At 70.3% G+C, this 26939-nt stretch carries 22 protein-coding genes and 1 pseudogene; 15 read left to right on the forward strand and 8 right to left on the reverse strand.

What is annotated here, in order from left to right:
- Positions 1 to 17 precede the first annotated feature (17 nt).
- A complete protein-coding gene (locus ACIRRS_RS10840) occupies positions 18 to 944 on the forward strand; it encodes a hypothetical protein (RefSeq protein WP_402967862.1) in 927 nt (308 codons plus the stop codon).
- A 77-nt stretch (positions 945 to 1021) separates the two neighbouring features.
- A complete protein-coding gene (locus ACIRRS_RS10845; RefSeq protein WP_402967865.1) occupies positions 1022 to 1153 on the forward strand; it encodes a hypothetical protein in 132 nt (43 codons plus the stop codon).
- A 173-nt stretch (positions 1154 to 1326) separates the two neighbouring features.
- Here the strand turns inward: ACIRRS_RS10845 and ACIRRS_RS10850 are convergent, their stop codons facing one another.
- From ACIRRS_RS10850 to ACIRRS_RS10860, 3 genes are all read right to left on the reverse strand, one after another.
- Positions 1327 to 3936, reverse strand: coding sequence for a substrate-binding domain-containing protein (locus tag ACIRRS_RS10850; RefSeq protein WP_402967868.1), 2610 nt, complete (start codon positions 3934 to 3936; stop codon positions 1327 to 1329).
- Positions 3933 to 4160 carry a hypothetical protein gene (locus tag ACIRRS_RS10855; RefSeq protein ID WP_402967871.1) on the reverse strand — a complete coding sequence of 76 codons (228 nt, stop codon included), beginning with the start codon at positions 4158 to 4160 and terminating at the stop codon, positions 3933 to 3935. The genes ACIRRS_RS10850 and ACIRRS_RS10855 overlap by 4 nt, the downstream gene beginning before the upstream one ends.
- 885 nt (positions 4161 to 5045) lie before the next feature.
- Positions 5046 to 6674 (reverse strand): hypothetical protein, encoded by a 1629-nt coding sequence (locus tag ACIRRS_RS10860; RefSeq protein WP_402967874.1) that lies wholly within the window; start codon positions 6672 to 6674, stop codon positions 5046 to 5048.
- Between the two features lie 443 nt (positions 6675 to 7117).
- Here ACIRRS_RS10860 and ACIRRS_RS10865 point away from each other — a divergent pair, with 443 nt between their 5' ends.
- On the forward strand, positions 7118 to 7810 hold the full coding sequence (locus tag ACIRRS_RS10865; protein WP_402967877.1) for a hypothetical protein: 693 nt from the start codon (positions 7118 to 7120) through the stop codon (positions 7808 to 7810).
- Positions 7811 to 7964: 154 nt separating this feature from the next.
- On the opposite strand, the gene ACIRRS_RS10870 is transcribed toward ACIRRS_RS10865, so the two are convergent.
- From ACIRRS_RS10870 to ACIRRS_RS10880, 3 genes are all read right to left on the reverse strand, one after another.
- Entirely contained in the window at positions 7965 to 8351 is a 387-nt protein-coding gene (locus ACIRRS_RS10870; protein WP_402967880.1) for a hypothetical protein, read from the reverse strand.
- Positions 8352 to 8725: 374 nt separating this feature from the next.
- Positions 8726 to 9226 (reverse strand): hypothetical protein, encoded by a 501-nt coding sequence (locus ACIRRS_RS10875; RefSeq protein ID WP_402967883.1) that lies wholly within the window; start codon positions 9224 to 9226, stop codon positions 8726 to 8728.
- A gap of 498 nt (positions 9227 to 9724) precedes the next feature.
- Complete coding sequence (locus ACIRRS_RS10880; RefSeq protein WP_402967886.1) at positions 9725 to 10180, reverse strand: helicase associated domain-containing protein; 456 nt, start codon at positions 10178 to 10180, stop codon at positions 9725 to 9727.
- A 28-nt stretch (positions 10181 to 10208) separates the two neighbouring features.
- On the opposite strand from ACIRRS_RS10880, the gene ACIRRS_RS10885 reads away from it, so the two are divergent.
- The 3 genes and pseudogenes from ACIRRS_RS10885 (at position 10209) to ACIRRS_RS10895 (ending at position 13249) form a co-directional block, all read left to right on the forward strand.
- The gene (locus ACIRRS_RS10885; RefSeq protein ID WP_402967889.1) at positions 10209 to 10529 is read left to right on the forward strand and encodes a hypothetical protein; all 321 of its coding nucleotides are present in this window, start codon (positions 10209 to 10211) and stop codon (positions 10527 to 10529) included.
- A gap of 255 nt (positions 10530 to 10784) precedes the next feature.
- Positions 10785 to 12668, forward strand: a complete 1884-nt coding sequence (locus ACIRRS_RS10890; protein ID WP_402967892.1) for a penicillin-binding transpeptidase domain-containing protein — start codon at positions 10785 to 10787, stop codon at positions 12666 to 12668.
- 337 nt (positions 12669 to 13005) lie between these two features.
- Positions 13006 to 13249, forward strand: a pseudogene (locus ACIRRS_RS10895) (hypothetical protein).
- A 246-nt stretch (positions 13250 to 13495) separates the two neighbouring features.
- Here the strand turns inward: ACIRRS_RS10895 and ACIRRS_RS10900 are convergent.
- Positions 13496 to 13879, reverse strand: coding sequence for a hypothetical protein (locus ACIRRS_RS10900; RefSeq protein WP_402967895.1), 384 nt, complete (start codon positions 13877 to 13879; stop codon positions 13496 to 13498).
- 613 nt (positions 13880 to 14492) lie between these two features.
- Between ACIRRS_RS10900 and ACIRRS_RS10905 the strand changes: the two genes are divergently transcribed.
- The 6 genes from ACIRRS_RS10905 (at position 14493) to ACIRRS_RS10930 (ending at position 21882) form a co-directional block, all read left to right on the forward strand.
- The gene (locus ACIRRS_RS10905; RefSeq protein ID WP_402967898.1) at positions 14493 to 15125 is read left to right on the forward strand and encodes a DNA-binding protein; all 633 of its coding nucleotides are present in this window, start codon (positions 14493 to 14495) and stop codon (positions 15123 to 15125) included.
- Positions 15125 to 17362, forward strand: coding sequence for a hypothetical protein (locus ACIRRS_RS10910; RefSeq protein WP_402967901.1), 2238 nt, complete (start codon positions 15125 to 15127; stop codon positions 17360 to 17362). The genes ACIRRS_RS10905 and ACIRRS_RS10910 overlap by 1 nt, the downstream gene beginning before the upstream one ends.
- A complete protein-coding gene (locus ACIRRS_RS10915; protein WP_402967904.1) occupies positions 17359 to 18087 on the forward strand; it encodes a helix-turn-helix domain containing protein in 729 nt (242 codons plus the stop codon). Before ACIRRS_RS10910 ends, ACIRRS_RS10915 begins: the two co-directional genes overlap by 4 nt.
- A gap of 116 nt (positions 18088 to 18203) precedes the next feature.
- Positions 18204 to 20555 (forward strand): Helicase associated domain protein, encoded by a 2352-nt coding sequence (locus ACIRRS_RS10920; protein WP_402967907.1) that lies wholly within the window; start codon positions 18204 to 18206, stop codon positions 20553 to 20555.
- 85 nt (positions 20556 to 20640) lie between these two features.
- The gene (locus tag ACIRRS_RS10925; RefSeq protein WP_402967910.1) at positions 20641 to 20931 is read left to right on the forward strand and encodes a hypothetical protein; all 291 of its coding nucleotides are present in this window, start codon (positions 20641 to 20643) and stop codon (positions 20929 to 20931) included.
- A 75-nt stretch (positions 20932 to 21006) separates the two neighbouring features.
- Positions 21007 to 21882, forward strand: coding sequence for a DUF5677 domain-containing protein (locus ACIRRS_RS10930; protein WP_402967913.1), 876 nt, complete (start codon positions 21007 to 21009; stop codon positions 21880 to 21882).
- Positions 21883 to 21947: 65 nt separating this feature from the next.
- Here the strand turns inward: ACIRRS_RS10930 and ACIRRS_RS10935 are convergent, their stop codons facing one another.
- Positions 21948 to 22835, reverse strand: coding sequence for a hypothetical protein (locus ACIRRS_RS10935; RefSeq protein WP_402967916.1), 888 nt, complete (start codon positions 22833 to 22835; stop codon positions 21948 to 21950).
- Between the two features lie 532 nt (positions 22836 to 23367).
- On the opposite strand from ACIRRS_RS10935, the gene ACIRRS_RS10940 reads away from it, so the two are divergent.
- The 3 genes from ACIRRS_RS10940 to ACIRRS_RS10950 are packed head-to-tail and all read left to right on the forward strand — an operon-like array spanning position 23368 to position 26935.
- Positions 23368 to 24504: an ABC-three component system protein gene (locus ACIRRS_RS10940; RefSeq protein WP_402967919.1), complete on the forward strand. Its 1137-nt coding sequence runs from the start codon at positions 23368 to 23370 to the stop codon at positions 24502 to 24504.
- On the forward strand, positions 24501 to 24992 hold the full coding sequence (locus ACIRRS_RS10945) for a three component ABC system middle component (protein WP_402967922.1): 492 nt from the start codon (positions 24501 to 24503) through the stop codon (positions 24990 to 24992). Before ACIRRS_RS10940 ends, ACIRRS_RS10945 begins: the two co-directional genes overlap by 4 nt.
- Positions 24989 to 26935: a DUF3732 domain-containing protein gene (locus ACIRRS_RS10950; protein WP_402967925.1), complete on the forward strand. Its 1947-nt coding sequence runs from the start codon at positions 24989 to 24991 to the stop codon at positions 26933 to 26935. The genes ACIRRS_RS10945 and ACIRRS_RS10950 overlap by 4 nt, the downstream gene beginning before the upstream one ends.
- Positions 26936 to 26939: the final 4 nt, after the last annotated feature.

The raw sequence follows: 26939 nt of genomic DNA on the forward strand, positions 1-26939 counted from the left end.
TCCGCAAGGAGTCCGGCATGACCGTCCCCGACACCACCGCCGACCACCCCCGGCCCTGGCCCGCCATCCCGCCCGTCGACCTTGACCTGGTCCGCCGTACCGAGCGGTTCTTCGACGGCGCCAGCCTCACGAAGCCGGGAGTGCAGGTGGAGGCCGTGATCCCGGTCCACTGGGGGGTCGACCAAGGCCTCGTCGCCGTCCACTCGGACGGGAGTGTCGCCACCCGGCCGCTCGGAGAACACCCCGCGCCGGAACTGCTGAACCTTTCCGCCGCCCGCAGCCTGTTCGCCGAGGGCCTCGACTACAGGTCCGTTCCCACCGCGGAGCCGACCACGCAGTCGATCGAGCGCGGCTTCCTGGAGATGGGGCGGCAGGTGCCGCCGGTCGTACGGGCGTTGAACGCCCGCCAGGCAGCCCTGACCGGCGAGCAGGAGGTGGTCGACCGGTTCACCGCGGAGGTGATGGGCCTGTGGAGCGGCTGGCGGGAGCCGGTGGCCACCGCCCTCCTGGGGAACTGGGCCGACCCCCTGAACGGCGGAGGCGAACTCTCTCCCGCCGCGCTGGCCGAGCTGCGCAGCGAGGCCGGCACCATCCACCGCCAGCTCACCCCGATCTGGCGGCGCAAGACCAGCCGCGCGCGCCTGCTGCTGCTCGACACCCCGCTGGGCAACAACTCCACCCTCTACGACCTGCTCGCCGCGGCACCGGCGCCGGATGATCCGGCCGACACCCTCGAGGACGAACGGCTGCTCCTGATCTTGAGGGACCTGCACCCGGCGGAGCGGCAGGTCGTACTCGCCCTCGCCCATCCGGGGGTCACCACCTGGAAGGACGCCGCGGCCTTCGCCGGCGCCACTACGGCCTTCGGCGAGCGCGTCCGCCGCAAGGTCCGTAAGCTCGCCGGCCCGCGCCGGTCCGTCCCCGCCACCGGGTCCGAGAAGTGAGCCCCCGCCGCCGGGAGGTCCGGCTGCGCATCCCGCTGCCCAGGTTTGCGGCCTGCACCGTGGGAGTGGGCACCGGTGTGCTCGGAGCCGGACTGGTCCACGGCACCATCCCGGCCGACCCCGCCCTGGTCTGGCCGCTTGTCACCCTCACCATCGCCTCCATGGCCTACGACCTCGGAAACCGGGCCCTGCGCCGCCGTGAGGACTGAGCGGCCCCCGCGGCCGTACGGCTTCGACGCGGCGCGGCCGCACCGCCGCAGGGCGTCGGGCATGTGGAGAGCCCGCGCCTGCGGCGCGGGCTCTTGGTCCTGCTAGTGGGGTGCTGGGTCTGGGGGTGGCCCCGGTGACGGGTGCGGTGTGCCGCCGGGGCCGTTGTGCGGGGTCAGAAGTTGGAGATGACGTTCGTGAGGGTTTCGGCGATGGTTTTGGGGTCTTCGGCTCGGTAGGCGCGGGCCTGGGATCTGTCGGCGATGGCCTGGAGATCCGCCCATGCCTGGGTGGTCCCCGGGTTCTTGACGGGGTCGATGCCGTAGCCGATGGTGAACACCCGGATCTTCTTGGGGTCGTCCAACTGTTTCATCAGCTGGTCGAGGCTGGCATCGGGGTTGACGGCGCCGTCGTTGTCGTTGCTGCCGTCGGTCAGGAGAACAACGGCGTTGATGGCGTCCGGGGCGTAGCGGTGATCACGCAGTTCCTTCACCGCGTCGGTGGTGGTCTGGTAGAGAGCGGTTCCGCCAGCGGCCGTCAGGCTCTGGATGCTGTTGTTCAGCGCGGCGCGGCGGGAGCCGTCGTTCCCGAGCAGTCCGACATCGACCAGGGTGTTGTGGTCGGAGCCGTGCTTGAGGGCCTTGACGGTGGAGAACTGCCACAGTCCGACGCTGTCCTGGTCGGCGAAGCCCTTGAGTAGCTCGGGGGCGGCCTGCTTGAGGAGCTCGAGCTTGGTCGGGCCAGTGCCGTCGACCTTGTCGTTCATGGAGCCGGAGGTGTCGATAACCAGCAGGACGTTGGCGCGTTTGCGCAGGTCGGGCCAGGCGCTGAGGATCCTGCCGAGGACCTCCGGACCGGGCAGGGGCACCGACTTGAGAGGGGCGTCGGGGAGCGCTCCGTTGTCCCGGTTGATGACGGACGGTTTGGGCTTGGAGCTGTCGTAGCTGCGCAGCCCGATGCCGCCGAACTGGTCCTGGGCTGGTCCGGAGTGGAGGTAGGCGAGGAAGTCGTCGGCGAGGGCCTTCTTCTGCGGGCTGATGCCGGTGAGGGTGATGTAGGGATGGTCGGAGTAGAACGTCGCGTCGGCCGGGTAGAAGGCGACGAGTTTGGTCTTGGGGGGCGCTTTCATCTCGCAGCCCGGTTCGTCGCTCCTGGTTCCGCAGGGGTATCCGCGGTTGTAGGCCACGACGGCGCTCTCCTCGACGGCGACGGCGGAGATGTAGGGGGAGCCGGGCTGGGAGCCGGCCTCGGCGGCGTCGTTGGCGCGGCGCAGGTTGGCGAGGAAGGTGAGGGTGGTGTCGCCGTAGTGGACGACGGACTGCTCGATCCCGCGCACGGCGTCGGTGGCGATGTTGCCGGAGGTGAGTTTGTCGGGGGCGAGCGGTCCCGTGGTGGTGGCAGCGGCGGAGGCGAACGCGGCGATGATGGCGTTCAGTCCGGACGTGGAGTAGCGGGGGTCGGTCTTGCCGAGGAGGAAGGAGCCCCAATCGGCGTGCCCGTGTCGGGCCCAGAAGTTCTTCGGGTCCTGGGCCCATTCTGCAAGGTTCTTCCAGGTGATCCTTGCTCCCGGCCAGCCCAGCGCCGTGGCCATCGGTTCGGGCATCGCGATCACCAGCGGGGTGGCCGCGATCGACGGCGGGTCCTGCGTGGGCAGCGCGTTGGCCGCGGCGCTCTGGCGGGCCAGGGGGAGCCAGACCTTGGAGGCGGGGGACCACACGTCGGGCCGCCCGTTCTCCTTCGTCCATCCGTTCCGCAGGGCCTCCGCGGCGGAGCCGGAGCTCATCGCCGTGACCTTCACCTGCAGACACTGGCCTTCGGCCGTGCGGGCACCGTAGTCGGCGGCCAGTTTCGTGAGGGTGGCGGAGAAGTCGGGTGAGGCGGTGAGGGTCAGCGTGTCCTTGGGTTCCGAGCACTCCGGCAGGGCTGGTGCGGCTGGTGCGGTCGCAGTGGACGGGGATGCGGCGGACCGGCCGTGGGATCCGCCGGGGGAGGGCCACAGGACCGTGGCGGCGACGGCGACGGCCGTCACGGCCGCCAAGGCAGCTGGGACCAGGGGCCGCCGGGGCCAGGCCGGTACCGGGCGGAGCCAGGACGGCCCGCGCCGGGTGGGCGCGGCCAGCGGGACGGGCTTCTCCTGCGGCACGGGTCCGGGCATCGGCGCCTCCGGGGGACCGGCGGCCTGCACCGGCTCTCCGGAACCGGCCTGCTCCGCTTCCGGGGGAGTCGGTCGGGGCGGCGGTGACACGTCACCGCCGGCGACGGCCCGCCCCGGTTCAGTCGGTTCGGTGGGTTGCGGTGCGGACGGCGGCGGTGCACCAGGTGTGATCGGCGCCTCCGCCGGCCCGTCGGCGGGCGCAGCGGCCGCGGTCTCGTCGCCCGCCGGGAGGTCCGGCACGGCAGTGCGCTGGGCGGCCGTCATCTGATCGAGCTTCTTCCACTCCGCGTGCCACCGCTCGCGGTCACCGCCCAGCGCGCTCACGTAGGCGAGCAGGGCATGCTCGCTGCACAGCATGGTCGTGCTGGTGACCTTCGACATGGTCGAACCCGCGTAGCCCGTGGCCTTGGCGAGCTCGGCGAGGGTCATCCCCGCCTCCTCCCGCAGGGCCAACAGGCCCTTGGCGAAGACGGTCAGCGGCGCGCTGCCCGTCATGTCGCGCGTCCGCGTCCGGTCCCGGGACGTCCTCTGTGCGCCGTCGGGCCGGGAGCCGGGATCCTGCACCGGCTGCTGCTCCTGCCCGGGGGCGTCCTCGGGCCCCTTGGGCCCGTTGTGCTCGTCGGCGCTCATCGCCCGCTCCGGCGGCCCTGGCGGCCGGCGGTCGCGGAGCCGGCGAGGAACAGGCCGGCCACCTTCGCCGCGGCCAGACCCCCGCCGCCTGCGACCGCCAGTGCGGTCTCCGGTGAACTGCCCATCAGCACCAGCACGATGATGATCGCCTGGATGACCGCCAGCACGCTGAACTGGAAGGCATAGGGGGATCGCCGGCGGTTCCGGGAACCGTTCCCGATCATGACTGTCTCTTCTCTCCACGTGTCCGGGCAGACCCCGCATCCGCGGGGCCGGCGGCCGCCTGTTGTTCATGGCACCCGGGCTGCAACCGGGGTTCCTGGCGGCCGACCTCAACAATGCTCAGCCTGCCGTGGCCGCACCAGAGTTGATGGTCTTTCAGCAATTTCGAGGCGGCGCCGAGACCTGCCGCGGCCACGCCGGCAAGACGCCGCGGGTGGCCCGGTACGCGTTGCCCGCCTGGGGGAAACCGTCGTCACGGCCACCCCGCATCCCGTTCCCGGTCTCCCGTCGGCCGTTCGAAATTCGACGGATCACCCCAGCTCACAGCGCGTTTCAGACTTTCCAACCGAGGTTGGAAAGCCCCGCGCTCTGGCCGGTTACCACTCGGTCGGCAACACTGGAAAAGCCGGAATGCTCACTCCACGTGTCCGGGCGAGCCACGGCATCCTGGGGCGGGCCCCCGCTGCAACGGAGGGTCCGCCCCGCCGCACCAGCCCCCACCCCGAGCTCCTTTCCTCGCTCCCCGGGGCCCTCCCGAAACGGACCTGGGGGACGCCGCCGGATTTCCGGAGTGGCTCTTGTTGGTTTCGCTGAGGGCTTCGACCATCCACGTCCCGTGCGAGACCACCAGGTCGGCCTTGGTCCCGGGCCGAGCCGGCCCGCGCACCCCGAACTCCTGAGCGGGCAGCGGACCGGCCTGGCTGCCCCGGAAGTGCACGAACCCAGCGCCACCTGGAGCACCACGACCTGCTCCTCCCCGCCAGGCTGGCCGGGCGGGGAGGTACTCGGCCAAGGGAACAGCCGACGGCGCGCTGATGCGGGGCCGGGGCCACGTGTGGTGGTCGATGTCCGGGGTCCCGCTTGGGGAACCCCGGACATCGCGAGCCTTACCAGCCGTGCTGGAGGATGATCCGCTCCTCGTCGAGACGGGTGTGGAGGGCTCCGTCGGCGTCGGGCAGGGGGCGTTGCAGCCGTTCGCAGACGGCACGGTGGATCGCGAGTGCGTCCTGGCCGCCGCCGGCGGCCAGGACGACCGACCACAGCGGCCGGTCGGCGGGGGTCGCGCTCTCGGCGATCACGAGGACCTCGACCTTCGCCGGGTGGCTGAGCTGGCGCAGGCGCTTGGTACCGGTCCGGTCGGCGATGGACTCCCAGGTGCGGGTCTCCCCTTCCCGGGCAGCCTTCTTCAGCGCGCCGAGCAGGGGCTTGGCGAGTTCGGCGAGTTCGGCGTACCCGGCGGCCGCCTTCGGCGTCTCGCGCGGCCGGGGTACGACCGGGGCGACGTCCTTCCTCTGCTGCGCGGCCTCCAGTTCGGCCAGGGCCTGCTCCTGGCGCTGGCGGAGCTCGGCCCGCTGCTGCTGGAGCGCCTCCTTCTGCTGCTGCTCGGTCAGGATCCGCTGCTCGCGCGCAGCCGCGAGGCGCTGCTCGGCTTCGGCGCGGTACTGACCGCTCAGTTCGGCGACCAGCGCCCGGTCCTCTTCCGAAGCGCCGGGATCCGAGGTCAGCTGCTGGGCCTCCTCCAGGAGCTCCCGGGAAAGCGCGTCGGGCTCGGTCCGGCGCAGCAGGATCATCACCTCGGCGCGGCGGTCGGTCTGCACAGTGAGCCGCCGCTTGCCGCGATCCATGGCCTCGCCCAGGTTCCGGCGGTCTTCCGCACCCTGCTCCTGGGCGAGCAGTTCCTCGATGGTGGCCAGGGCATCGCGAAGCCGCTCCGGACCGGCCCAGTTGAGGTCCCGGACGGCGGCCTGCACCACCGCGTGGTTGCGGGCGGCGGTGGCTGCCGCGGTGTCGGAGCGGGGCACCGTGACGGTCGCCCGCCGCCCACCCACCTGCTCCGGCGACGCGGGGTCGTCGTTGGTGGTCTGCTCGGCCGGGGCGAAGCCCTGTGGGGTCAGGATGAGGGCGCGCAGGTCGGACCAGTCGGTCCTGCCGGGCCTCTGGGTACCGATGATCAGCGGTCGGCGGCCGTCCCGCTCGCTCTCGTAGCGGACACGGTGGACGTAGCCGCGAGCGGTGAGGCGGTCCGGGGGGATCAGGACGCCGGTGCCGAGGAGGAACTCGGTGACGTGGGCGTCGTCCCAGTTCACGGGCTGGGTCCTGTCCAGGTGGATCAGCAGGCGGCGGCCGTCGGCGAGGTCGGAGACGACAGCGGAGCCCCGGGGCTCGGGGAAGTCGAAGGTGACGGCGATGCCCTGCGCCTTCAGCCAGGCCGCGAGGTCGGCCTTCATGAAGAGGTGGTCCGCGCTGTCCATGCCGCGGGCCAGGCGCCCGCACTGGATGTCGTGCTCGTCGCCAGCGGAGGGGTAGTGCGCGAAGTGGCAGATCCTCTTGTCGTCGCAGCGGCGGGTCGTCAGCTGGCGGCCGCAGCCGCCCGGGAGGTTCAGGCCGCACCACCAGGTGGTGCCCGTGTTCTCCAGCCGGAAGAGGTCCAGCTCCTGCGGGTCTTCGGGGCAGATCGCCGGTTCATCGGAGTCCGGGGATCCGACAACCGCGGTCTGGATAAGGCGTCTGTCCATTCTGCTCCCAATGGGCCGAAAGGGTTACCTGCACAACATTGTGCTCCTGCTCACCGACACCACGGCCCCTTCCGGGCACGGATTGGCTGGTGGCCAGCCGCCGTACTTCCCGCGCCGTGCCGCTGGAACGGAAGCGAGCTGGCCGTGCACACCGGCCGCCCCGATCCGATCAGGCCCACTTCCGGAGACATGGAACCCCGGCGCCCACCCGACGCGACAGCCGGGCCCTCCCCCTGGCTGCAGACCGAAGATCGAGTCCGGGCAAGTAGAAACGGCCCGCCAGCCAAGCTGACGAGCCGTCATGCAAGATCGAGGATAATGGAACCACTCCAATGCCCCATCTAAATCGTATGCATACAGGTGTGTTGCCGGTCAGGAGCACATCTAAGCATGGAGAATGGGATCGACAGCGGGGGATCGGCCAATTAGAGGAAGGCGACGCCATGCCGCAGAATCACGAGTACCAGGTCACGGTCAAGCTGGACACGCAGACTCGAAATACTCTCGCCACACAGGGTTACGCACTCTATGGCTTCAAGGCCGTCAAGACTGGGGCTACGCTTGGAAGGCCGACCGTATGGTTCTCATGGAAGAACCTTCTCGAGGAGAATGTGGTGGGATGGGATCCGCTCTACAACGCCTACATCAGCGTTGCCAGCCAGAAGGAAGGAGAAGCACCAGCTGGCCTGATCGACGCATCCACCAAGAGGCCCATCAAGATCGGCCAAACGATGGTGGTGGACAAGACCGGCGGCGTATCCGTGACCGCGGAAGGAACACCTAATTGTATCTCGGTGGACAACAACTCGACGACTCTCTACAACACGGGACTCAGTCAGGTCAATCCGAATGACGGTTCGGCAACGCCGCTCGCCGCTTTTCCCCTCCACGGGGATATGACCGTTACCATGGAGCCTTTGCAGCAAATCATTCTACTCTTCGCGTCGGCAACGGCAACTCAAGTTTCAACCGTAGTGGAGAAGGCGATCGGTCACGGCGTCTTCATTGACGCAACCGAAAACAAGAAGATCGAAATCCCGTACGTGATTGACAAGGGATGGGATACGGGAGGTAAGATCTACATCGAAAAGATCGAAAAGAACCAGAATATCGTCGGAAAGCTGCTTAAGGGATAACAAGCTAGAAGCCCTGTCAGGATCGGGACCGCGTCCGCGCCGCAGGCCGCTCGCACAAGGCGTCGACGGCACTGGTGACGACGCCGCCGGCCTGGCCGGGCTTCAGCTGTGCGCCTGCCAGCCTTGATCTGAACGTCGGTCAGGCGCTCGGCGATCAGGTCGGTGAGCTCCGCGACCCGGCCCTTGAGCTCGACGACCGCTGCAATGGGCAGCACCAGGCCGCTGTCCCACGTGTGGGACAGCTCGGGGTCGGTAGCGGCCGACGATGTCCTGGATCGCCTCGGCCCGCAGCGGCCAGGTCGAGCAGCTGGTAGGCGGTCGAGCGGCTGACGCCGAACTCGGCGCTCGCGTATGCGGCCCAGCCGCCGTACCCGAGCGGGGTCCACACCCGCGCCCGGTGCGCCGCGCGCACCCGTGCGGCCAGGACCAGGACGGCGGAGCGGACCTTCTCGATCGCGGCGCGCAGCTCCCCGGTCAGCCGCCGCGCCTCGGCCTGCGAGGCCGAACCGGCGAGCTCCCGGTGGCGGTCGCGCTCACCCATACCCGACCCCTTCGACACCAAGCTCTTCCCGGTGACCAAGAGGAACCTCGCCCCGGCCCGGGAGCCGGCCCGCACGGCACCGCGCTGCTGCGCCCGCGCGACGCCATCCTTACGATCGGACGCGAGCTGGACGAGCGAGGCACCGACGCCGCCGCAGACTGCCGGCAGAGCGCGGAACAGCTGGAGGCGCGCGTCTGTCCGCCGCCCGCCCAGACCGGCCCGACCACCGCCAAGGCCGCAGCCGCCGAGCAGAGTGGCAGCGCCACGACCCCGGCGCTGCCAGCCTCACCCGACCGGGTCCCGCAGGCCCCCCGCTCCCTGGGACCCGGCCGCGCTGCGCCTGCCCCCATCCAGTCAGGCGCCTCTTCTCACGCTTAGACGGCCACCTCGGCGGGGCAGAGAGCGAAGTCCCGGTACGCGCCGCGGGTGTCGTTCGCGACGGTATTGTCCATGGCGTAGACCGTGATGACGCCACGATTTGCGTGCACGGGGTCGATGACCAACCGCCAACGTGTGGTCCCCGTGGTCTGGTACACCCACTGGGAGTCCTCAAGTTGGGGGCGGTAGTGTTCGGCGATCGCCCTGACACAACGGGTAACCTGCTTCGATTTGATGTCCACCTTACTGCCAGGTCCGTGTCTCGTGTCGATGTGCTTCAGCCCGTAATTGTCAGCGCCGCACAGGAGGTATACACGGCGGGTGGCGGTACTGGTGCCCGGCGGGAGCGCGTCGTAGATCGTCCCGACCTCTGCGTCAGCGTCGGTGCAGGAGTTCGCCGGGATCCGTTCGGGGACGGCTTGCGCAGGTGCCGGGCAGAGTAGGAACCCACTGGTGAGCAGCAGCAGGGCAGTGCCAAGCCGTGCTGACTGGCCCATACGGCGACGGTCCGGGCGGACTGCGGGTGCGCCCGCGGCAAGGGCAGACGGGCGCAGCGTTGCACGATTCCTGAGAGACATGCGCGTACCTCCTGACCGGTATGAGGCAGAGGTGGCTGCGGCAACTCCGCCCGACAAGGCCGGATGCCGGTCTTGGTCCGGGATAGACCGCGCGTTCGGCTGCCCACACAGTCGAGTGTCTGCACCTGAAGGCGGACCGCTCCTCGCACGGGGCGTTCGGGTGACACTGTGCACGCCTGGTTTCAACCGGGTATCGCCCCGTAGTGCGAACTTCCTACCGCTGCGCCGAGGGTTGAGTGGCCCTTGACTGGCGCTTCTCGTGTGTCCGGTGGGAATCGTCTGGTTCGCCCGTTGAGGCGCCCGTCCTGGTGTTCTTGGTTGGGCCTCCGTCCACGGTGGAGACCCAACCGCCCTGACCTGCCGACTCCGTCGGTGGACGGGATTCACAGGGGCGCCCTGGAAACCCAACGCCGCCGGCTACGCCCACTCGACTCCGTGCTCGGCGAGCTGCGCGAGCTGGCCCGGCGTCAGCTTCGCCCGGCGGGCCTTCTGGTTGTTGAGCCAGGTACCCAGCGCGAAGTGCGTCACCACGACCTGCTCCTCGCCACCGGGGCCAGCCTCCACAGCCTCCACCTGCTCCTTGTGCGGGCGGGGAACCCGGGGGTGCTGCTCCCGCTCGACGAACTGGGCGAGCGCGGCCAACCCCTGGGCGAACCTGTCGCCGCGGGACACGGTCGTCTTCGCGTCGGCTGCCACCAACTCGAGGTCCCCTTCGATGCCGATCGCGGTCAGCAGGCCCCGCTGGTCCTCCTCCAGACCGGGCCAGCCGGCCCGCTGCGCCTGCACCCAGCGGCCGAGCTGCTCGCCCTCGAACACCGTGTCCAGGGGCAGCCGGGTCCAGTAGACCTGGCCGTCGGTGTCCAGCCACCACATCCGGGCGGTGGCGTAGGTGCGCTGCCAGGTGATGGGCCAGGCGGGGCACCACCACGGGTCGATCTCCTCCAGCGCCCGCCGCCGCTCCGGCGCCGGCGCCCCTTGCTTGTGGGAGGACCTGTACTTCCGTCAGGTCGGGGAGGTGGACTACCACGGGCTGCGGAAGGTCGTGCGGGAGGTGCTTGGACACCTGGACCGGGACGGGCGCCGCCGGGCGCCGGATCCGCGGTTCCTGCATTTGAAGGACGTCATCATCCGCTCGGGCCGGACCTCCCAGAGCCTGCCGCTCTGGCGCGGGCCGATCGCGGCGGTCAGCGGCTGGAGCCTGGGCGGGCCGGACGAGCGCTGAGAGCAGAGGTGCCTGCACGACTGGCAGAGAACGGACGTCCGACCCCTGGGCCTGAGCGGCCTGCGTCCCCGCCCCGGCCCGCCCGGCCGGGCAGCCGAGCGAGCCGTCCCGCTGTCGACCGACCACCCGTCGAGACGTAGGCTGATCCGGGCCCTGACGGACTGTCATCCGTACGGGGCCTGCGGGCCGATGAGCCGGAGGGGCGTGCCCGCAGCACACGAAGGATCGCAAGCTCCCAGGGGGGAACGCGGAGCCATGTCCAAGAAGCGGAAGAACGACCAGGACGACGAGTACGACCCGCAGCACGTGCCCGACGGGCCTGGCGAGTACGACCAGCCTGACGGGTACGACCGGCACCTCACGGACGACCGGCACGACGGGTCGGCACAGGACGGCTACGGCGCCCACCGGGCGTACGACGAACTCGCCGACGGCGAGTACGCCGCCTACGATGCCGATGCCGATGCCGATGGTGAGGACGGTGACCGGGGCCGGCCCCGGTCGACCACCCGGCGGGTCGTCATGGCGACGGCGGGCGGGGTGTTCGTCGCGCTTCTCGCGGTCGGCGGCTACGGCGCCTACAACGTGATGAAGGCCGTGTCGAACGACAGCACCTCCCCCGGCGACCACCAGGGATCCGCCGCCGCGGCGAAGGCCCCGCAGGACCCGCCGACCGCCGAACAGGCCGAGGCGGCCGCCATGGAGTTCCTGGCCGCCTGGAGCCGCGGCGACCTCACCGCCGCCGGCGCCCTGACCGACCACCCGGAGACCGCCCGCGCCGCGCTGGCCGCGTTCCACGACCAGGTGGGCGCCCGCGCGCTCGCCCTCACCGGGACGGGCCGCGCGCAGTCCGACACCCCGAGCGAGCCAGCCCTCGGCTTCCGGGTGAAGGCGCAGTTCGAGGGCACCCCGGAGACCTGGGAGTACGACAGCGTGCTGAGCTTCGTCCGCTCCCAGGACGGCAAGCCGGTGGTGCGCTGGAGGCCGTCCGTGATCCATCCCAAGCTCACCCCGGGCAGGACCATCGGCGTCAAGGCGCTGCCCAACCCGGTGTCCAAGCCCACCGACCGCAAGGGCCGACCGCTCGACGCCTTCCCGTCGCTGCGTCCCGTCCTCTCCCAGATCGCCCCGCCGGACGGTGCCACCGTCGTCACCGGCCGGGCCGTGACGCTCTCGGGCGGCGGTGGCGACACCGAGCCGGAGCAACTGTTCGTGCTGACCCCGTCGGCCGCCCCGGAGGTCAGGCTCACCCTGGACGCCGACCTCCAGCAGGCCGCCGAGGACGCGGTCAAGCAGCAGTCGGCGAACGGCAATCCGGCCTCGCTGGTGGCCATCCAGCCGAGCACCGGGAACATCCTGGCGATCGCGAACGCCAGCGGGTTCAACCGCGCGGTCGCGGGCGGCCAGGCGCCCGGCTCGACCATGAAGGTGATCACTTCGGCCGCGCTGCTGGAGGCCGGGGTGACCCCGGACACCGCGGTGCCGTGCAAGGACACCACCTACTCGCCGCGGGCCTGGCACAACGACGAGCGCGGCGACTTCCCGTCCTACACGCTCACCGATGACTTCACCCACTCCTGCAACACCGGTTTCATCGACAAGGGCCTGGAGAAGCTCCAGCCCGGCGTTCTCGGTAAGGTGGCCCGGGAGCAGTTCGGCCTCGGCCTGGAGTGGCACATCGGCATCCCGAGCCGGGACGCCACCGTCCCCACGCCTGGGAACAAGGACGAGGCCGCGGCCCAGTACATCGGCCAGGGCCAGATCCAGGTCAACTCGCTGCTGATGGCCTCGGTCGCCGCCACCGTGCAGAACGGGACGTTCCGTCAGCCCGTGCTGCGCGAGGACGCCAAGCGGGCGACGGCGCCCGGCAAGCTGCCGGCGGACGTCGCCCGGGACCTGCGCGCCATGATGGCCAAGACCGCTACCCAGGGCACCGCCCGGACCCCGATGGCCGGCCTGTCCGGCCAGATCGGCGCCAAGACCGGCACCGCGGAGGCCGGCGGCCAGGCCAACAACAGCTGGTTCATCGCCTACCGCAACGACCTCGCGGTCGCCGCCGAGGTCGAGGGCGGCGGTCACGGCTTCAGCGCGGCGGGCGTGGCGGCGGCCCAGGTCCTGAAGGCGGGCGGCAAGGGCTGACGATCCGGGTGTGCGGGTCGGCGCGCGCCTTCTCGAAGCGGGCGCCGGCGTCGGGCCAGCCGGGGACGGCCAGCACGGCCGAGTACAGCCCGGCCTGCAGCACGCTGCGGCGGGTGGGGTCCATGTCCGCGTTCCCGAGCTCGGCGAGCGCGGTCACCGTGTTCGCCGGCGTCTTCGCCCGCGCGGCGCGGGCGTCGGCGAGGCCTGCGTCGGGTGGTGAGCGTGGCCGCCGTCGGGGCGGTCCCTGGGCCGGGCGGGGTGGTGGCGTCGGCGTAGCACCGGGGCGGTGTCCGCGTTCGCGGACGCTGTGTCACAGGCGGCTGGGATGCTTGATGGCATGGACGACGGGGCGCTGATACGGGGCCGGGTGTACGGGACGGACCACGGCGCACCTGACTCCGTCCTGCGCCGGGCCTCTGGACGGTCTCCTGCTGGACGTGACCGGCTGGAGCGCCGAGGAGCTGGCCGACGGCGCCGCGCTGTTCACCGAGATCGGTCGGTACGGCCCGGGCGGGCGTGCGCACTACGAGCCCCGGGCCCAGGATCCTCTGCACTGGGACCGGGTGGGCGACACCCCCTGATGAGAGGGCCACTGGCTGCTATCCGGCCGCAGGCCGCCTACGGTCCACAGGTCTCCGGGGCTGCGGACGAAGGCGCGGTGCGCGCTCATCGCCCGCCTGAGTCGGGCTGCCGGGATCCGGTGGCCGTCGCGGGCGAGTGCGTCCCGAAGGCCACCCGGGGTCAGTGGCCTTCCGCAGCGGGCGAGGTAGCGGGCGGCCAGCTGCTCGCCGTTCGGGAAGGCCGGCGGCTCCACCACGGTGAGCGAGTCACTGAGACCGGAGTGTTCCCGTAGCGCGGCCCGGCTCCAGCAGCGGCCGCTCGGCCTCACCGAGGCGGGCGAGGCGCTGTCGCCAGTCGGGGCCGCGCAGGTATCCGCAGCTGTGGCAGAACCACAGCACAGCGATCACGGCGGCGGTGAACAGGACGGGGTGGCGGGCCGCGACGGCGGCCGGCTCCCGGAGGCCGGCGCCGAACAGGCGCAGCGCGAGGTCGACGAGCACCAGGGCGTCGGCGGTCGTGGCCTCCAGGCCGGCCAGGCGCAGCAGCTTCTCGGCGACGGGGATGCTGTCGATGACCGCGAGGCCGAAGCGGGAGAACACGCTGTTCTGGGTGATGACCACGCAGGGGCCCAGGAACTCGGCCAGCGCCATGGTCGGAGCGTCGTCCGGGTCCCCGCGGTGGCGCTTCTCCTGGGCGTAGGTGCGCAGGAGGTGCTTGGTCTGGGGGGGCCAGGTGGTCGCGGATCTCCAGGTCGACCAGCCACAGGGAGGGCAGGATCTGCTCGTCCAGCAGCCGACGCACCTGGTGGGCGGGCACCCGGTAGTGGGCCGCGAGCTTGGGCAGGTGCTCCTCGATCTCACCCGGCACGTGCGCGGCGATGTAGGGGTTCGCGCGGCCGGTTCGGGCCAGCGCCGTGTACCTGTCGGCCCGGCGGCCGTTCTGCACGAGGTGGCAGGCGTCGGCCAGCAGGGCGTTGGTGTCGATGACTGGAAGCAGCATCCGCTGGGGGCAGCACCATCGGGTTCAGCGCGGGAGTGCGCTGTATCGGGAGCGCGACGGCGCGGGGTTCGGACATGCGCCAAGTCTGGTCGCCCCTGCTGACAGCGGGCCAGGGATTTCCCGTCCGGGAGGGGCCGCGTCGATCGCCGGACGCGCCCCAGCCATGCTTATACGATTTACTCGAAAGGCGTGGAAGGTGTCGGCGGGGAGGCGTAGGGTCGCCTAGCGTTTCAAGTTAGATGAATAGGCGTGGAGGTCGTGGGTGTGTTCGTGACGACGGGGCAGGCCGGGACGGCGTTGGGGTGTTCGATCCCGACGGTGAAGAAGCTGATGGCCACCGGCGTGGTCCCCGGCGTGCGCGAGACGGGCCGGCAGGTGTTCCCGCTGGCCGCTCTCCAGCAGTTGCAGGCCCGCCCGGCCGCCGACCTGACCGCGCTCGCCGTACCCGAGGTGGCGGTGCTGCGCTCGGACGCCCCGGTGCGGGTCGACGAACCGGACCGGGAGTGGATCGGCTTCGGCACCGCACTGGACCGGGCGCAGCTGCTGGCCGCACTGTCCGGCTGGTGGCGGTGCGACCCCGCCCGCGTCTCGGCCGGCGCCGTGCTGCCGGTGACGGTCGCCGGGTTCGTCGTCGCGGTCCTAACCGGCCTCACCGCATGGGAGGCCGACGGCACCGCCGGCACGGCGGGCCGGTTCCGCTTCCCGATGGCGCGCCTGGCCGGCTACCTGACCGATCTCACCGCCCCCGCGAACGCCGCCGACCCGGCCGACCCCGAGGACGCCCGCCTGGCGGGCCTGCTGCTCGGTACCCGTCTGCCGTCGGTCTCCGGCGGCCCGATCGCCTACGTCACCACCAACCCGACCACCGACACCGCCGACGAGGGGGAGCAAGCCTGATGGACCGGAAGTCGTACACCGCTGAACTCGCCGGTCTGCGCGAGCTGCGTACGGAGATCACGGCCGCCGAGAAGACGGTCGCCGCGGCGCAGAAGGAGTTGGACAGGCTCGCCGCCCAGCGTGCGCGCAAGGTTGCCGGGCTGGCGGGGTTCGAGGGCGCCCAGGCCGCGCCGATCGCGAAGGCCTCCGGGCTGTCGGTCGGCGACGTCGTGCGGATCGCGCCGCTGCTGGACCCGACCCCGGCCGCCGTCCGTACGGCCAAGGCCGACGACCAGTCCGTGGCGCCCGTCGGGGCGCCGAAGGCCGAGCCGGTCGCCGAGCCCGCCGTCGCGGTCGCCCCGCCGCTGACCCGCCCCGCCGCCGTCGTCGAGCAGCCGGCCCCGGCCGCCTCGGAGACCGAGGCGCCGATCGAGGTCGAGGACCAGGCCGTCGTCGAGCAGCCCGCCCCGGCCGCGGCCGCCGTTGCTGCGCCGGTTGTCCCGGCGGCTTCGGTCGCTCCGGTCGCTGCGGTGGATCGTTCGGCCGTTGCCGCCGGTCCGCGTGAGCTGCCCTCCCTCCCGGAGGGCCCGGAGGGTGCCCGGTTTGCGGCCGTGACCACCGGGCTGGTGTCCAAGCGGCCGAACTTCGTTCAGCAGGCCCGCGCCACGGTGTTCCTGGACGCCGCGACCGGTGACCTGGCGGTGCGTGACCGGGTGGTGCGCCTGGACCTCGGGGCCCGCACCCCGGGCGAGATCCTGGACGCCGTCCTGGCCACCGCGCCCGGCACCGAGCGGATCTACATCACCGCCGGCGCCCCGTGGCACGACGGTGCCGAGCGCTACTCCACGCTCAAGGACGCGGTCGCGGCCTGGCTGAACACGCCGTCCGAGCGCTGGACCACCGCAGTCGGCTCCGGCCGGGACAAGCTGGCCGGGCACTTCGTCCACCAGCGCCAGCCGGTCGGCCGCTACGCCCCCGCCGCCTCCCCGGACGGCCCGGTGACGGAGATCCGGAGCATGGGGGAGTGGTTCGACCCGGACGGCGCCGACGTCGTCACCTGCCGTCAGGCGTTCACGCTGCTGTGGCAGGCGCTGCGCCGCCACTGGGACGACGCGGTCCTGATGGGCTCCCCCTCCCAGACCGGCCGTGACCTGTGGTCACGCACGATCCCGACCACGGGCAAGTGGGCGGGCGGCTACCCGGTCCTGTCCGAGGAGCTGCGGGGCCTGCTGCACGCGACCGGCGGGCAGGGCCGGACCGAGCTGGTCCTGCCCCCGCGCGTCCCGGAGCAGCTTCCGGCGCTGGTGGAGTACGACCGCACCTTCGCCTACGCCAAGCACCTGTGGAAGTCCCCGGTGGGCACCCCGCGCCGGATCACCGCCGCCGTGTTCGCCGCGATGACCGGGGCTGAGCAGGTCAAGGCACTGATGTCCTGCTCACACTGGAACATCAGGGTCACCGTCCCCGTCGGGTGGAACCACGTCGGCCTGCTTCCCGCCCCCGTCACCGGCGACCGGGCCTGGATCTACCCCTCGGAGCCCGGCGCCACGTTCACCACCTGGGCGGGCGGCGCGGAGGTCCACCTCGCCCTCTCCAACCACCTGACGCCGTGGAAGGTCGAGATCCTCTCCGGCCTGCTCTTCGAGGACGGCAAGCCGCTCGACGAGTGGGGCAAGCGTCTCAAGGCGGCCTGGGCGGACCTGACCAACCTCTCGAAGCTGCACGGCGACGAGCGGCAGCGGCAGGCGGCCTACCTCGCCTCGCGCGCGGTCCGCTCGGTGCTGCTGTTCGGCCTGGGCGGGTTCGCGCAGCGCCCCCGTCTGGTCTCCGGCACCACCCCGCTTGGCGAGGCGCTCCCGGCCGGGGTCGAGATCCTGGGCCAGGACGGCGAGGTGGTGACCTGGCAGCGGCAGGCCGGGTTCTCCCGCGACCCGTACGCGCACCCGGAGTGGGCGGCGTACGTCTGGTCGGGGGCACGGGCGGCGCTGCTGGACATGAAGTACCGCCAGGGCAAGGAGGTCGTCGGCCACGCCGGCGCCCTCCACGCGAAGCCCGGCACGGTCGTCTACTTCGGCACCGACGGTATCGCCCTGACCGAGCGCCAGCCCTGGCCGTACCGGGGCGAGCCGGGTGACTACCTCCTCAAGGGCCACCTGACCGGCCCCATCGAGCACCCGACCAGCCAGGAGCAGTACCTCAAGCTGCGCGGCCTGGGCCGCACCGAACTCGCCGCCGCCGAGAAGGGAGCTGACCAGTGAGCCCGGCCGACCCGAACCAGCCGAACGAAGCCGCGAGGCTGACCCAGGAGCTGATCGACCAGGGCTACACGAAGCGCCAGGTCGCCAGGATGCTGGGCCGTGACGCCAGCCTGGTGTCCCAGTTCTTCACCAAGGGCAAGGGCGCGGCGTTCGTCGGCGCGCTGCGCCAGGTCGTCCGGGCGGTGCGCGGCGGCGAACGCGACACCGAGGCGCTGTCCGGTATCGCGGAGGCGAACACCACCCGGCGCCGGACCAAGACCGGGCAGAAGGCCAGGGTGCGGGGCAAGGACGTGATCGGCACCCCGGGCGGCAGTATGGCCGGCCGCGCCGGCAAGCAGGCGATCAGGTCCGGTGCCGCGCACCTGGCCGGCGTCATCCACGCAGCCGCGCAGGCGGACGGCCGGGTCGCGCTGACGGTGCGCATGCAGTCGCGGTACTTCACTTTGTCGGCGGGCTCCCGGCAGGACTCGCCCGGTATCCGGCGTGGCGTGGTCCCGCGCGCGGACGGAACGGAGGAGCGCACCTACGGATCGGCCGCCACCGGCGGCTTCTCCGCCGCCGAGTGGTCGCGCAGGGTCGCTGACTCGCACGGCGACGTCGTCCACGCGGTATGGACGTGGCTGGTGGAGACCGGGCGTGCCATCGAGCACGCCGAGATCGTCTACCTCGAGATTCGCACCTGGACCCCCACCGGCCATCAGAGCACCCAAGTCCTCATCGGCTGATTGGCGCCCGAGTGGGCGCCCCACGGCGGGCGCCCACTTCCGTCAACCGCTCTGCACCACCCAGCCCGCAGCCCCGTCACCGCGCACGACCCGGCAGATGAAGGAGAAGCACCGCCGTGGAGACCACCACCGCCACCGCCGAGCAGCACGTGCCGGTCGGGCTGCGCACCCAGGCCGTACCGCCGCCGTCGGCGCAGCCGTCCGGCACCACCGCGGTGAACCCGTTGCCGCTGCACTGGTTCCAGAAGGACGCGGTGGCGGCCGCGGTGCGCGAGGTGAAGGGCGGCGGCCGAGCGACGGTCGTCGCGGCGACCGGCTCGGGCAAGACCCTGATCGCCGCCGGCTGCGCCCGGCGTCTGGCCGCTCGCGGCCGGGTGCTGGTGCTGGTGCCGACGATCGAGCTGCTGGAGCAGACCGCCGAAGCGTGGTCGCTGCGGGGCGGGCGCCGCGGGCTGGCCGTGGCAGCGTGCTCGCGCGAGGAGGCGCTGGAGAGCGCGGAGGCCGGCGGCCGCGTCCACGCCCAGGTGTCGACCCAGGCGGCCCGGATTGCCGACCTGGTCAACGGCGCCCCCGACCACCAGCCGGTCACCGTGTACGCCACCTACGCCTCGCTGGAGCGCATCGTCCAGGCCCACCAGGGCTGGGGGCTGGCCCAGTGGGACCTGGTGGTCATCGACGAGGCCCACCGCACGGCCGGCGCCGAAGGGAAGGCGTGGGCCGCGATCCACGACGACGCCAAGGTCCCCGCGAAGCGCCGGCTGTACTTCACCGCCACCCCGCGGATCGCCGACGACCGGCGCGCGAAGGACGGCCTGGCCGACCTCACCGACACCGACGGCCAGGCGCTGCCCGCGCTCTGCTCCATGGATGACGAGACCATCTACGGCAAGACCTGCTTCACCTGGACCCTCGGACAGGGCATCGAGCACGGCTACCTCGCCGACTACCGCGTCCTCGTCCCCGTCGTCACCGACGAGGACCTGCGCGAACTCCTCAACCTGCCCGCCGTCGCCGACCTGCGCTCCCAGCGCTCCAACGAGGATCTGCTGCGCCTCGCGTTGCAGATCGCGGTGCTGCGCGCGGTCGCCGACCTTGGCCTGCGCCGGGTCATCACCTTCCACTCACGGGTGTCCGCCGCCCGCGAGTTCGCCAAGACCCTCCCCGAAGCGCTGGAGCGCCTGCCCGACGCGGAGCGCCCGGAACGGATCTGGGCCAAGGCCGTGGCCGGCACCGACCGGCTGGGGGACCGCCGCCAGGCGTTCGCCGAGTTCAAGGCCCACACCGGCGAGGACGGCGAGGAGTGCGGCATCCTCTGCAACAGCCGACTCCTGACGGAGGGAATCGACGTCGCCGCCGTGGACGCCATCTGCTTCGCGGACCCCAAGTCGAGCGTCATCGACATCGTCCAGGCCGTCGGCCGGGCGCTGCGCCAGGCCTTCATGCAGGGCAAGGTGTCCTGGGTCATCATCCCGGTCTACCTCGGTACGCTCCTGGCGGGCCCGGACGCCACCGCCGACCCGTCCGAGGTCCACGACGCCGACCCCACGGTGAAGGCCGAGGCCGACACTGAGATCGAGGCCAGCTCCTTCCGGACGATCTGGCGGGTCCTGCGTGCCCTGGCCGCGCATGACGCCCGGGTGGTCGGCCGGATCACCGAGCTGCGCGCCTCCCGCTCGCAGGGCACCGCGCACACCACCGTCACCAAGGCGGCCGAGAGACGGGCCACCGGGGAGGGCGAGGGCGAGCTGCAGCCGGCCCCGGTGGAGTCGCCGGTCGAGTGGCTGCGGATCAACGCGAAGCAGCACGCGGCGCAGATCCTCCAGACCGTCAAGCTGCGGGCGTTCAACCCGCGCGCGGTCGAGTGGCAGCGCATGCACGCGGTCGCGGAGATCTTCCACCTCCAGCACGGCCACCTCGACCCCACCGACAAGACGAAGCACGCCGAGCTGATCTCCTGGCTCACCCGCCAGCGCCACCTCCACGGCCAAGGCCTGCTCGATGCGGCCCGGGTGTCCGAGCTGGACGCCCTCGGGATGATCTGGTCGAAGAACGCCAACGCCTGGGAGCGCGGCTACGCGTACGCCGCCGCGTTCCACCACCAGCACGGCCACCTCGCGATCCCCGCCACTGCGAAGCTGGACGACTACGCGGTGGGCGCGTGGATGCGCCGCCAGCGCAAGGCCGACACCCTCACCACCGACCAGGCCGCCAAGCTCGACGCGCTGGACGAGCTCTGGCGTCTGGAGCCGGACTGGAACCGCTCCTACCGCCGCCTGCTCGCCTACCTCGCCACCGGCGGCACCCTGGACGGCCCGGCCAACCGCACCGGCGGCGACGCGGACCCGGCCTTCCGGCCCGGCACGTGGCTGCGCAAGCAGGACAAGGCCCGCACCGACGGGAAGTTGACCGACCGCCAGGCCGCGCTCCTGGACGCGCTCACCCGGCACGCCGAGACCGTTACCGGCTGACCCGCCCCGCAAGACCCCGCCGTCCCGGCCCACCCGGCCGGGACGGCCGTTGCACCTCGTTCCCGACTTCCGGAGGCACCGCGCGATGACCGACACCACCCGCCCCGACCCGGCCCGCGCCGCCGCCCCCGAACGGCTGAAGCTGGCTCTGTACAGCAGTCGGCCCGCGCCCGCCGACCTCGGCATCGGCCAGGTCCACTTCCCCGAGGAGCACGTCGTCGGAGTCGCCCCCGGCACCTCCGCGAAGGTGCTGCGGGAGCGGTGCGAGGCGTCGATGGTCCGCCACGGCTACGACCGCAGCCCCACGATGCGCACCCGGCTGGAGGAGGAACTGCGGGTCGTCAGCACGCTGGGCTGGCCGACGTACTTCCTGTGAGGGTGCGCTAGGAGGAAGCGGCTCCGTCCCGTATATACGGTGTCCCGCTGCCCGCGGGAGGACTAGGGTGCGGCAATGGCTCGCACCAAGAAGCCGCGGAAGCGGCCGCAGCCCCAGAGCAGCACTCGGAACACGCGCGTGACGCGTGTGGCCTCACCGAAGACTCGTCTCAGGCCTGCGTTCAAGATCCTTGAAGATGTAGCCGCCGCAGGAGATCGGGCGGCAATGGCAACGCCAGGCGCTGATGATCCAGTAGTCCGCTTTGATGCCGAGATCCTCATACGTGGGGTCAATGGCTTGAAGTCGGTTCGGCTGCTGTTGGAACATGGGCACTGGGAGAATGCGGTCGCGGTCACGCGCCAGCTTTTCGAGCTCCTGGTGAATATGGAGTACCTGGGAACACTGGGAGACCGCCGGCAGGCGACGCTTAAGTACTGCCGGTTTGGCGTGCTGCAGCTTATTGACAGCAAGCTCCGCGAGGCGCGATACAACGAGAAGACGGGGCGCCCGTTCGATGCCGAGTGGGTTTCGAAGCTGGAGTTACTGCGCGGCAACTCATTCTCTGATTTCCAGGGGAAGCCCAAGGCTGACGGGAAGGTCCACTTCTGGCAGACCTGGACCGGGAAGAAGACCAAGGCGTTGGCCGAGCTCTCGTCCAGCGCCATGCGGGCCCAGCAGTACGACCACCTCTACTCGGAGTGGTCTGAGCAGACTCATGCAACGCCGAGCTCTCTCCTCGACAACATCTTCCGGGGTGCCGATACCGACTGGGTCGAGGAGGCAATTGCGACCGACGACCGGAAGACCGTCGAGACCATCATGATGACGGTCGTTCTCTTCATGGAACTGTGGGGCGAACTGCCTAATGTTCCGGAACTCGACCCAGCGGTGGGCCTTGGGTGGACTAATGGCCTGAGCGAATTCGCGCTGACCGTTATGCGCGGCAAGTAGGAAACGGTGCGGCGGGCGGATCCATAATGGATCCGCCCGCCGCCGTGCTTACGAGGGAGGTTGGGTCAGCTGGTGGCGCTGGCCCACGCCTTGTAGTCGGCGACGATCGCCCCCAAGCGCTGCAGGGCCTGGTCCACTCGCGGGTCGCTGGGGCGGGCGTTCGCGCCGAAGTCCAGGACGTCCTGGATCGCCTTGACGAACTCGGCGGTGGTGGTGCCGTCACCGAGCTCGTTCGCGGTGGGGGTGCTGGTGCTCTGGAGGGTCGCGGCGTGCTCGACCAGCTCGCGGAAGGCAGGGTCGATGTCGGTGCCGTAGATGGCGGCGTGGACCAAGGTGGTGAGGGCCCGGCGGAGTGCGGTCTGCCCGTCGCCGAACAGGGTGTTCAGGATCTCGTCGGTGACGCGGACCCGTTGCTGGGTGCCGTCCGGTTCGATCACCATGGCGGCGTGGAAGGAGACGTCGTCGCCGTCCTGCGGACCGTAGCGGGCCCGGAGGGTCTGGGTCGCGAAGCGGTTGATCTCCGGGTTCGGCGGGTTGAACGGCATGAAGGCGGTCTTGAACTCGCCGTCGGGCAGCGCGTTGTAGGGGCCGATCCAGTTGCCGGCCTCGGTCTGGAAGGCGTAGATGGCCTCGACGGGCTTGCCGGTAGTGGCTGCGGTGGCCTTGGCCTGGGTGGCCCGGAGCGAGACGATCGGCCCCTGAGACTCCCACTGGCGCCACGCGCTCTCCTTCGAGAGCCCGATCGCCTGGCCGATCTCCGACCAGCTGCGCTTGTTGCTGACGCACTCGCCAACCGCAGACCTGAGCGCGGTGGCGAGCTGGGACTGGGCGTCGGCCAGGATCTGGGCCCGCCGGATCGGGTCCTGCGACGCGACGGCCATCTGGATCATCTCGACCGTGTTCAGGGCCCGGGCGTTCGTGGTGGGGATGAGGTTCGGGTTGGGGTTGGACATCACTGCCTCCGTCATCAGGGGGTGCAGCGCACCCCGTCATAAAGACAACGTTAGGCGTTGTGTATATACAACGCAAGCCTTTGTGGGGAGGTCGGGGCGGCCCGCCCCTCAGCCGAACCGGCAACTGCCGGGTTGTGTCCCCGCTGAGGCGACACAAATCAACCAAAAGGTCAGGTATCGCGACATTTATGTCGCGTGAGCTGACCTTTTCGGGTCGACGACCCCGCTGCGATGGCGTTCATCCTGCTCTTCGCCGTCTTCGAGACCACCGTCAACCGCGCCCGCCGACCGGGATCTGGGCCGTCCGATCCTCGACTCGCCGCCGGTGCGCGGCTCGATTGGCGGCGAGTCAGTGGAGGTGATCACGAAGAGCTTGTCATGAGGGTGATGGGAGATGTGCCTCCTGTGAAAAGATCGTCACCACCCGAAGTAGACGCTGCTGAACACGGGGGTCACATGGCAGACAAGACGGCGCCCTTCGAGGCATCGGCCTCCGCAGTCGGCTATGTCTACCAGCTGCGCAAGGCGCTCCATGCATGCCTCGAACGTCATGTCCGAGGACTTGAGTGGGGGGATCGCGATCGAAGCCGGCGACGACGTCGAGGAGGTCACCGAAGGCGGCCGGGTCTACTACCAGCTCAAACACCGCGCCCCGGGCACCAAGATGTCGGACGCCAGCACGGACCTGTGGAAGACGCTGCGGATCTGGGCATATGCGGTCACCGCCAAGCAGGTCGAGTTGGAGGAAACTGATCTGTTGCTGCTGACAACTGGCGAGCTGTCACCTGGCTCCGCCGGCTTCATGTTGCAGCCTGCGGCCTCAGGACTCAGGGACGAGGAACATGCACTGCAGGCGCTGGAGGCGGCCAGAAAGGCCTCCAGCAGCAAAGAGAACAAGAAGGCGTACGAGGAGTTCGACAAGCTCACCGGCGAGCAGCGGCGCGCCATGCTCGCCCGGGTGCAGGTCATCGGCCATGCCCCTGACGTGGATGCCATGGAGGCCCTGCTGCTGGAGAGGGTCGTGCCAGCGGTCGGCCACCGGTACGCCGGGCCATTCCTGCAACGCCTGGAGGGCTGGTTCTACCAGCGCACCGTCCGGCAACTGCGCACCGAGGACATGGACGCGGTCACCGGCGAGGAGTTCGACCAGGTCTTCACCGATTTGCGTGACCAGTTCCGCCCGGGAAACCTTCCGATCGACGAGGACATCGCCGCTCTCGAACCAGACCCCTCCGAGTACACGGACATGACCTTCGTCCGCCAGCTGGGGCTGATCAACGCAGGCGGCGCTCAGGTCAGGATCGCGGTGCGCGACTACATCCGCGCCTTCACCCAACGCTCCCGCTGGTCCCACGACAACCTGCTGCTCACCGGGGAGATCGGCCGCTACGAGCGCCGACTCGTCGAGGAATGGGAGGACCTGTTCGCTGACATGGAGGGCAACCTCGGCCCCAATGCGGCGGAGACCGAGAAGGTGGCCGCGGCCAAGGAGGTCTACCGGTGGGTGACGAAGGAAGCACGACGTCCCATCCGCCCCGACTGCGACGAGCCGTTCGTCTCCAAGGGCTCCTTCCACATCCTCGCCGATGACCTGCGCATCGGCTGGCACATCGACTTCCTCGCCCGGCTCATGGCCGTACTGGAGCCGGCGGCGGTGTCGCACAGATGACGGACTTCGCAGAGTTCAGCCGCGAGGAGCGGGCCCTGTACAACCCGGCGTTCACCGCAGTGCTCACCACCCGGGCGGTTCAGGGCCACCAAGTGCAGTACGGCAGGCCATGCCCGCCCGCAGTGGCCGTGTTGTCCTCGGTCATGGCACTTCAGCCTTCCATTCGTCAGCTTCTACCGAAGAGCACCGGGAGCGGCCTGACCCGCTGGTTGGAGGAGAACAAGTCCGTCAAGGCGGCCATGGCCCAGAACGCCACCGCGCTCGCCGCAGTGGTCCGGTCCGGTTTTCTGCTGGCGCTGCAGAACCGCCTTCTGGAATACGGAGACGACGGGCATCTCAGCGTGCGCCTCAAGGCGCTGCCCAAGGCGCCCACCGGCGGCACGCCGGAGGTCGTGGCCATCCAGAAGGCATCCCACATGCTGGGCCGCTGGCTACCCAGCACCGGCAGCTTCAGCACCGTCATGACCCTGCTAGGAGTCCGGCCGTGACCTTCCAGATCAGTGCCATCTCGATCTACAACAACGACGGCCACATCCGCACCGTCCCCCTTGAGACCGGCAAGCTCAACATCATCACCGGCGACTCAAGGCGAGGTAAGAGCGCCCTGCTCAACATTGTCGACTACTGCCTTGCCAGTACCGACTACGTCATCAAGGGCGCGGCGCTGCGCAACTTCGTCCACGTCTTCGCTGTCACCCTGGTCAAGGACCGGCAGCAGTTGTTTGTCGCTCGCCCCGCCCCCACCGGGAAGGCCGCCACGACGGCCAACCTCTGCGTGTCTGCCCAGGCCCTCGGCGATCAGCCCCTTCCGTACGCGCAGATCAAGTTCTCCACTCCGCTCGATATCGCCAAGGGCCTGCTGTCAGAGTTCGCCGGCATCGACCGCACCACCCGGATCCCCGCCGTACGCAGTACCAGTCCGATCCCGCCCTCCATCCGCCACGCCCTCTTCTTCTGCCTGCAGAAGCAGAACGAGATCGCCAACCCCGACCTTCTCTTCCACTCCCAGGGCCAGGACTTCCGCCCCGCCACGATCCGGGCGATGATCCCCTACTTCCTCGGCGCCATGGACCCTGAGCAGGCCTTGCGCGAACACCGACTGCGGCTGTTGCGCCGGGAACTGGCCGACATGGAGGCCCAGCTTGCCGCGGTCCACAGCCTGTCGGCCGCCTCCGGCCAGGCCTTGGCGCTGTTGGCCGAAGCCGTTGATGCTGGCCTGTTGGAACCGCTGCCCACCGAGCAGATGTCAACTGAGACGGCCATCCACCACCTGAGTCGGGCCGCGGACGTCACCGCACCCGGCCACCTTCCGGAGACAGGGGACGATCCGGTCGCCCTGCTGATAGAGGGTCGCCGTGCGCTTCGCGCACAGTTCGCCCGTACCCGTGCTGGGATCACCAACCTCAAGCGGGCCGTCCAGGAGAACGACGATTTCCTCGGCCAGGCCACCGAGCAGCACGCCCGCCTCGCCACCCTCGGTCTGCTTGGTCCTACTGGCGACGAGGCACGCTGCCCAGTGTGTGACAACCCCACCCCCCACGTCAGTCAAGCCGTTGATGTCATCGCCCGCGACCTCGCCCGACTAGATGCCGAGATGACCGTCATCGGCAATGACACCCCCGAAATCAACGCCCTTATCGCGGCCGAAGAACGCACCCTGCAGGAGCTCCGCGAGGCCCTGGGTCGCAACCAGGATCAGCTGGACACCCTCACCGCCGGCCAGCGCGCCGTCCAAGACCACCCAGATACCTCCCGGCGCGCGGCAATTGTCCAAGGCCGTATCAGCCTCTTCCTGGAGACCGCCTCCCGCCACGTTCACGTTCCCCAGGTCATCGACCGCCGCGACGAGCTCACCGGAAAGATCACCGAACTCGAAGATGAGATCGGCGTCGGTGCACGCGACGACCGGCTCAGCAGCTACATCTCCCTGATCAACCAGAAGATCAAGGACAAAGCAGTAGCACTGGAACTGGAACACAGTGAGTCGCCCATTCGTCTGGACCCGCGCGCTCTGACTGTGGTGGCTGACACTCGCCGCGGGCCGGAACGTCTATCCGACATGGGCGGCGGTGAGAACTGGATGGGTTACCACATTGCCACGCTGCTAAGCCTGCACGAGTGGTTCTGCGAGCGGGACAACCCGGTGCCCCGCTTCCTCATCCTCGACCAGCCTTCCCAGGTGTACTTCCCCGAAGACGCCACCGACGACAGCGTGCTTGTGGGACAGGACCGTGCCTCCCTGCTGAACTTCTACCAGACCATCCAACGGACCATCGACGCCCTCGACGGGGCCCTCCAGGTTATCGTGATGGAGCATGCCGACCTGGACGACGAGCCGTTCCGCAGCGCGGTTCGCGACCGGTGGCGACGCAGCAACGGGAAGGCACTCGTACCTGAGTCCTGGATCTCAGAAGAGATCCCAGACCGGTGATCCA

It is taken from the genome of Kitasatospora sp. NPDC101183, assembly GCF_044767945.1.
Classification (GTDB): domain Bacteria; phylum Actinomycetota; class Actinomycetes; order Streptomycetales; family Streptomycetaceae; genus Kitasatospora.